4 protein-coding genes are annotated in these 8,119 nt (G+C 76.5%); all 4 read left to right on the top strand.

What is annotated here, in order from left to right:
- Positions 1 to 5 precede the first annotated feature (5 nt).
- The 4 genes from GCU69_RS33915 (at position 6) to GCU69_RS20430 (ending at position 7,952) form a co-directional block, all read left to right on the top strand.
- Complete coding sequence (locus GCU69_RS33915) at positions 6 to 3,041, top strand: LuxR C-terminal-related transcriptional regulator (RefSeq protein WP_235978595.1); 3,036 nt, start codon at positions 6 to 8, stop codon at positions 3,039 to 3,041.
- 705 nt (positions 3,042 to 3,746) lie between these two features.
- Positions 3,747 to 5,000 (top strand): PucR family transcriptional regulator, encoded by a 1,254-nt coding sequence (locus GCU69_RS20420; protein WP_098752392.1) that lies wholly within the window; start codon positions 3,747 to 3,749, stop codon positions 4,998 to 5,000.
- 185 nt (positions 5,001 to 5,185) lie between these two features.
- On the top strand, positions 5,186 to 7,078 hold the full coding sequence (locus GCU69_RS20425) for a sodium/solute symporter (protein WP_170315893.1): 1,893 nt from the start codon (positions 5,186 to 5,188) through the stop codon (positions 7,076 to 7,078).
- A gap of 79 nt (positions 7,079 to 7,157) precedes the next feature.
- Positions 7,158 to 7,952, top strand: coding sequence for an ABC transporter ATP-binding protein (locus GCU69_RS20430; RefSeq protein ID WP_098752394.1), 795 nt, complete (start codon positions 7,158 to 7,160; stop codon positions 7,950 to 7,952).
- Positions 7,953 to 8,119: the final 167 nt, after the last annotated feature.

Here is an 8,119-nt window from a genome sequence, read left to right on the forward strand (position 1 = left end):
AAGCGCTGTTCGCCTGGCTGTGCGAACTCTCGCGCCGCCGGCCCCTGGTCGTCTGTGTCGACGACGCCCATCTGCTGGACCCCGCCTCCCGTGCGGCGCTCGGCTTCGCGGCCCGGAGACTGGGCGGCCGGCGCCCCGTGGTCCTGCTGCTCGCTGTGGCCCAGGAGCACGCGGACGCACCCGAGTTCGCCGGAGTGCCGGCCCTCCGGCTCGCGCCGCTCGCCGACGCCCACGCCGGGGCACTGCTCGACGGGCTGCTCCCGGAGGACGCCGCGCCCGCCGTCCGGGAGGCGCTGCTGCACGAGGGCCGCGGCAATCCGCAGCTGCTCACCGACCTGGTCGCCGGTCTCGACACCGACCGGCTCACCGGTGTCGCGCCGCTGCCGGAACCACTGCCGGCGCACGGCCCGCTGCTGCGGTACGGCGTCGAGCGGATCCGTGAACTCCCCGCCGACACCCGGCTGCTGCTCCTGCTGGCCGCCGCCGCCCACGAGTGTGCCGGTCCGGCGACGGCGGTCGGCGCGGACATCCTGCTGGGCGCCGCCCGCCGGGCCGGGCTGCCGGCCGCCGGACTGGAGCCCGCCGAGACGGCCCGCGTCGTGCTGACCGAGGGCGACACCGTCCGCTTCGCGCACCCGGTGCTGCGCCGGGCGGCGTACGGCGCGGAGCCGCTGGCCCGCCGCCGGGCGGCGCACGCCCTACTCGCCGACGAGTTCGACGCGCACGGCCCGGCGCTGCGGCTGCCCGCGCTGCGGCACCGGGCCGCCGCCGCGCACGGGGTGGACGCGGAGCTGGCCGACGCCCTGGAGGACGCCGTGGCGGCCGTTCCGGACGCCGCCCGGGCACACACCGATTCCGCCGCCGCGCTCGCCCGCGCGGCCGAGCTGACGTCGGACCCAGACGTCCGGGTCCGGCGGCTCGCCGCGGCGGCCGAGCACGCCTGGCTGTCCGGGCGGCCGCACCGGGCCCGCACGCTCCTCGACGCGGCGCGGCGCCTTCCCGCCGGGGAGGCCGTACGGGGCCGGGCCGAGCTGGTGCGCGGCATCCTCGAACTGCGCGACGGCGTGGTGACCGACGCCCGGGAGGTGCTGCTGCACGCGGCCGGGCTGCTGGAGCGGCACGACCCGGCCGCCGCCCGGCAGGCCCTGCTGGACGCCGCCGAGGCGACCTGGACCGTCGGTGACGTGACCGGCTACCTGTCGGACACGGCACGGGCCGCCGGGATCGGGGACGCGGAGGACGCGGAGGGCGCGGCGGCCGCGGACCGTGCGCCTGCTCCCGGAGACGCGACCGCTGCGCACGACGCGACCGCTGCGGAGGACGTGCCCGCCGGGGACGGCAGGGACCTCCGGGGCGTCCGGGGCTGCACGGAGGACGCGCCCGCCGCGGCCGGCCGGGGGCGCCGCGGCCGGCCGGACGGCGGCGAGCGCACGGACGGCGGCGAGCGCACGGACTGCGGCGAGTGTGCGGACGACGGCGAGTGTGCGGACGACGGCGACCGCACGGACTGCGGCGAGTGTGCGGACGACCGCGAGCGCACCGACGGCGCGATCGCCCCGGACGGCAGGAGGCGTACGGACGGCAGGGAGCGTACGGATCGAGAGCAGCGTCCGGAGCGCGAGCAGCGTACGGACCGAGAGCAGCGTACGGACCGAGAGCAGCGTACGGACGGCGGCGCACGGTCCGGCGGGCCCTTCGCGGGCTACTGCGCCGGGATGACCGCCGTCATGAGCGGGCGGTTCGACGACGGTGTGAAGCCGCTGCGGCGGGTGATCGAGCAGGCCGCGCGGGACGACGACCCGCGGCGGCTGATCCGCGCCGGAGTCGCCGCGCTGGTGCTCGGGGAGGTCGCGGCGGCCTGCGAACTGAACACCCGCGCCCTGGCCGCGGCCCGGGTACGGGGGCTCGCCACCCTCGTGCCGAAGGCCCTGGAACACCTGGTCTACGCGGAGTTGCGGGCCGGCCGGCACACCCGGGCGCACGCCCACGCGCTGGAGGGACTGCGGGCCGCGAGCGGTGCCGGGCAGCGCAACTGCGCCGCGCACCACCACGCCGCGCTCGCGATGACGGCCGCGACCCGGGGCGACACGGCGGAGTGCGAGGAGCACGCCCGTGCGGCCGCCGCGGTCGCCAGCCCGCACGGGCTCGGTGTGGCCGCCGGGCTCGCCACCTGGGCCCTCGCCCGCGCCGACCTCGGGCGGGGCCTGCCCCGGGAGGCGCTGGCCCGGCTGCGGCCGCTCATCGGGCCGGGCCCGGGGTGCGGCCATTTCGCGTTGCGCATGATCGCGATGCCGTGTCTGGTGGAGGCCGCCGTACTGGCGGGGGAGCCGGAGACCGCGCGGGCGGTGCTGCCGGAGTTCGAACTGTGGACCGCGGTCACGGCCGACCCGCAGGCCCTGCCGCAACTCACCCGCTGCCGTGCCCTGCTGGCCGTCGCCGACGAGGCGGCGGCCGGTGAGCAGGGATCCGCGCAGCCGGACGGCACCGCGGGCAGCGGGGCCGCGAGGAGCGGCGTCACGGAAAACGGCGCCCCGGGAAGCGGCGTCACGGGAAGCGGCGCCGAGGCGCTGTTCGATCACGCGCTGGAACTGCACGACATCGCCGACGGCGACTTCGAACGGGCCCGCACCCAGCTGCTGTACGGCAAGGCGCTGCGCCGGAAGCGGCGGCCGGGGCTGGCCCGGGAGCATCTGCGGGACGCGCTGGTGGCGTTCGAACGGTGCCGGGCCGGGGCGTGGGTCGAGCAGACCCGGGCGGAGCTGCGGGCCACCGGTGAGACGAGCGGCGCGGCGGACGACCCGGAGGCGGTACGGCTGCTGACGCCCCAGCAGTTGCGGATCGCCCGGTGTGTCGCGGAGGGGGCGACCAACCGGGAGGTCGCGGTCCGGCTGTCGGTGAGCCCCCGTACCGTGGACCACCATCTGCGCAACGTCTTCTCGGCGCTCGGCATCCGGTCCCGGGTGGAGCTGGCGCGGCTGCTCACGCATTCCCGCGCCGGGGACGGGGAGGACGGCTCCGGGGGCCGGGCCCGGGGGCGGTGAGCGGGCCCGCGAGGGCGCCGACAGCGCCGGGGGCCACCGCGGGGCCGCGCCGTTCCCGCGGGGAAGCCGGGGCGAGTCCCGGAGCATGAAGCCCAGCTCGGACTTGCGGACATTGCCCTGCCGTCCGCGGGCGGCCTCCCGCGGAACATGACGCGCCACCGGGGCGGCCTCCCGTGGAACATGACGCGCCACCTCTGGGCGGGCCGCCGTGATCCCCGTTCAGGGGGTGTGTGGTGTTTTCCCTGAGTACGGGCCGGACTGCGCGGGCCGGGGCTCGCCACTTCGGGGCGGGCCGCCGTGATCCCCGGTCAGCGGCCGCGTCCGGGTGCGTGGTGATGTCCCCGGATGCGGGCGGGACCGCGCGGGTGATCCCGCACCGGGGCGGGGCGCCGGGTCCTCCGTTCACGGGCCGCGTTGATGGTGTGCGCCTCGCCGCGTGGAGGCGAGGGCCGGGTTCCGCCGCCCCGGGGCGGTGCCCACGACCTCCGTTCACGGGCGGGCGGATCCTTTCGGGGCCCGGGCCCGGGCCGGGCGCGCGAGTGGGACGAGGGCGACGATCCGGACACAGTTTCCGGAACGGGTATGGACTAAATGACCGACCGGTTGGTATGCCCATGGTTGAATCCCGCCCCACCCCCGGACACACCTCCGGGTAGCCTCCGGCTCCGGAGGCCCCGCAGGCTCCCGCACCCGTGGAGGACCGAGATGCATCCAGTCGTACGCGCCCGCGTGCGGGCCCTGCCCGGCCTCCCGGCCGCGACGGAGCCCGCCAGATCCCGGGCGAGCGCCGAGGCCGTCGCCGTCCTGCACCGCGCCGCCCGCCCGCTGCTGGACGAACTCCCGCAGCTCACCGACCGTCTCGTCGTGCTGCTCCAGGAACAGGAGCCCGCCTACCGCTCACCCGGCGTGGACCGGGACGAGCTGTGGCAGGAGGTGCACCGCTCGCTGCGGCACAACGTCGGCTCGCTGCTGCGGCCCAAGGAGTCCCGCGAGTCCGCGCGGCTGTGCTCCTGGAAGATCGGTGCCGCCCGCGCCGAACAGGGCCTGCCGCTGGACGCCCTGCTGCACGCCTTCCGGCTCGGCGGCGCCGTCGTCTGGCAGGGACTGGTCGAGTCCGCCACCGAACAGGGCCCGGACGACGTGCATCTGCTGGTGCATGTGGCCGCCGACGTCTGGAACTTCGTCGACGAGCACTGCAACCTCGTCTCCGACGCGTACCGCCAGGTCGAACGGCAGCTCACCTGGCGCCGCGAGAACCGGCACCGGCTGATGACCGAGGCCCTCCTCGACGGCACGACGCGCATCGCCGACCTGCCCGAGGTGGCCGCCGCGCTCGAACTGCCGGAGGACGGCCGCTACGCCGTCGTGGAGGTCTCCGGAGGGCACCGGGCCGCGTACGGGGCGACCGAGCCGCCGCACGTGCCCGGCGGGATGCGGGTGCTCTGGCACACCGGGGCGGACGCCGATCACGGCATCGTGCTGGTCGGCGACGGCAGCCTCGCCGAACTCGCGGAGGCCCTGAAACCGCCGCCCGGCGGCCGCGCCGGAGTCAGCTCCGTGGTCGACGGCCTCGCCGCCGTCGGCGACGCCCGGCGGCTCGCCGCGACCGCGGTGCGCTGCTGCTCCGGCGACGGTGACGTGGTGCTGCTGGAGGAGCAGTTGCCGGCCGCGCTGGTGGTCACGTCCCCGGAGCTCGGCGCGGCCCTCACCGAGCGGGTGCTCGGCCCCGTGCTCGACCTGGAGCCGGCCGACCGGGAGATCCTGCTGGACACGCTGACGGTGTGGCTGGAGTCCGACGGGTCGGCGGTGCGCGCCGGGTCCCGGCTGTTCTGTCACCGCAACACGGTTCTCAACCGGCTGCGCCGCTACGAGCAGTTGACCGGCCGGTCGCTCGGCAGCCCGAAGGACATGGTGGAGCTGTCACTCGCCCTCACTGCCCGCCGGCTGCCGCGGGGCTGAGCGGCCGGGGCCCGCGGACNGCGGTCTGCGGGCCCCGGCCGGCTCCGGCCCCCGGCCCCGCGCCGGTGCTCCGTCGCCGTGTCCCGGTGTGGTGCCGCACAGCCCGTACGGCGCCCCCCTGGGCGCGGGCAGCGCCCTGCGCCGCGGCGCTGTACGGCCGCGGACCACCGTGTTGTCGTGCGCGGGTGAACGATGACCTCCTTGATGCCGGAACGCTCGCCTATGTGCTCTTCTCGGCCTGTGTCGCCGTCTCCTTCCTCCTCTGCATCCTCGCCGCCACGGACACGGACGACCCGGCGCAGTTCTACACGGGCAGCGGATCCCTGAGCCCGGCGCAGAACGGCCTGGCCATCGCCGGTGACTACATCTCCGCCGCCACCGTGGTCTCCACCACCGGCGCCATCGCCCTGACCGGCACCGAGGGCCTGCTCACCGTCTGCGCCACCGTCCTGTCCCTGCTGCTCCTCAAGCTGCGGCTGGCGGGGCCGCTCGCCGACGGGCCGCGGCACTACACCCTCGGCGACATCCTGGCGCGGCGGCTGAGCGAGCGCCCCGCCCGCACCGCCGTGGCGTTCGTCACGCTCGTCGTCACCTTTCCGCTGCTGCTGGTGCAACTGGCCGCGGCGGGCACGATGATGACGGTCCTGCTGGACCTGCCCGGGCAGGGCGCGACGACCTTCAGCACGGTCGTCACCGGGCTGCTGATGATCGCGTACGTCGCCTTCGGCGGCATGCGCGGCACCGGGCTGGTGCAGATCGCCAAGATGGTGCTGCTGCTCGCCGCCACCACGCTGCTCGCCGCGCTCGTACTGGACCGCTACGGCTGGAACCCGGCCCGGCTGGTGGCGGCCGCGGCGCGGGGCAGCGGCGCGGGGGAGCTGTACTGGCGCACCGGGCTCCAGTTCGGCGACTCGGTGACCGGCCGGCTCGACCTGGTCAGCCTCGAACTCACCCTGCTCCTCGGCGCCGCCTGCATGCCGCACGTGATGATGCGGCTCTACACCCGCGGCGGCGCGCGGGCCGCGCGGAAGGCCATGAGCTGGGCGGTCGGCACCGTCGCCCTGTTCTGCGGCACCGTCGTCGTGATCGGTCTGGGCGCCGCCGCCGTCGTCGGCGGACGGGCCCTGGCCGCGGAGGACCGCACCGGGGGCACGGCGCTGCTCACGCTCACCCGGGCCCTCGACACCGGAGCGTCGGCGGCCGACGAGAGCATGCTGTTCGCGTTCGTCGCCTGCGCGGTGTTCGTGACCGTGCTCGCCGCCGTCGCCGGGATCACCCTCGCCGCCGCGACGACCGTCGCCCACGACCTGATCGCCCGCGGTGTGCTGCGCGGCCGGCTCACCGCGGGACGGGAGGTCCGGTACGCCCGCTGGGCCGTCCTCGCCGTAGGCCTCGTCGCCGTCGCGCTGGCCGTCCCCGGACACGGCTGGAACCCGCAGGTGCTGATCGTCTTCACCTTCAACGCCGCGGCGTCCGCGCTGCTGCCCGCACTGGTCTACGCGTTCGGCTGGAGCGGCTTCACCACCACGGGGATGCGCTGGACGCTGTACGGCTCGCCCGCCCTCGTGCTGTTCCTGACCGCCTTCTCGCCCGCCGTCTCGGGGCTGCCCGTCTCGCTGTTGCCGGACCGCGACTTCGCCTGGTTCCCGCTCCAGGTCTCCGGGATCGTCACCATTCCCGCGGGCTTTCTGATCGGCTGGCTGGCCTCGGTGCTGTCGGCGCCGGAAGCACCGCGCCGCCCCGAAGGCACCGGAGGCCCCGGCGGCTCCCACGGCCCGGGCCTCCCCCGCGAGGACCCGGGCGGCTCCGGCGGCTCGGTCGGCCCGGGCAGCCCCGGGGGCTCGTACGGCGCGTACGGCTCGTACGGCTCGGGTGGTTCCGGGGTGCTCCGGCCGTCCCCGGAACCGCCTGGTCCGGCGGGCGGGGCGGCGCCGGGCGGCCGGGCCTTGGGCGGTGGAACGGACCGCGCCCCGGCCTGGCGGCGGCCGGAACCGGACCGTCCCGCGCCGTTCCGCGCTGGGCGGACGCACAACCGGCACGGGCGGCCCTTGGGAGGGCGACCCGACCTCGCCGACTGACCTGTACCGGCCGCGGGGGCCGTGCTGTCGTAGCCGTCACTTCCCCCGAACCGCCCCCGCGCGGACCCGAGGAGAACCCATGCCCGACGTCTCTCCCGAGGCCCTGCACATCGAGGACCTCGACGTGTCCTACGGACAAGCCGTCCGCGCCCTGCACGGCGTCTCCCTCACGGTCCCGCCCGGAGCCGTCGTCGCCCTCCTCGGCGCGAACGGAGCGGGCAAGAGCACCTTGCTGCGCACCGTGTCCGGCACCCTGCGGATGCACCGCGGCGCGATCACCGCGGGCGGCGTCCGCTACGGGGAGCAGCGGCTGAACGGCGCCGACCCGGTCACCGCCGTACGCGCCGGAGTCGTCCAGGTCCCCGAGGGCCGCCGGGTGTTCGGCGGGCTCACCGTGGAGGAGAACCTGCGGGCCGGGGGCCTGGGACTGCACCGCCGCGCCCACCGTGACCGCACCGCCCGGGACCGCGTCTTCAGCCTCTTCCCGCGGCTCGCCGAACGCACCGGGCAGCGCGCCGGGCTGCTCTCCGGCGGCGAACAGCAGATGCTCGCCATCGGCCGCGCCCTGATGGCCGAACCGAAGCTGCTCCTCCTCGACGAGCCCTCGCTCGGCCTGGCCCCGCAGCTGGTGCGCCGGATCGGCGAGGTCGTCGCGGAGATCAACCGGCAGGGCACCTCCGTGCTGCTGGTCGAGCAGAACGCGGCCATGGCCCTGGAACTGGCGAGTTCCGCGTACGTCCTGGAGGTCGGCGAGGTACGGCTCTCCGGCCCCGCCGCCGAACTGGCCCGCACCGACGAGGTGCGCAGGCTCTACCTCGGCGAGGACACCACCCCGGAACCGGCGGGGGCCGCGGCCCCGGCGAAGGGCCGGTGACCACCATGCCCCCGAACCAGCAGGGCAATCCGGACCCGCAGGACGACCAGCAGGCCGCCCCGGACCCGCAGGACGACCAGCAGGGCACCCCGGACCCGCAGGACCTCCGGGACCCGCAGGACTCTCCTAACGCGGAGGGCGCCCCGGGACCCCGGCCCCCGGCCCCG

Source organism: Streptomyces lycii (assembly GCF_009735685.1).
Lineage (GTDB): Bacteria > Actinomycetota > Actinomycetes > Streptomycetales > Streptomycetaceae > Streptomyces > Streptomyces lycii.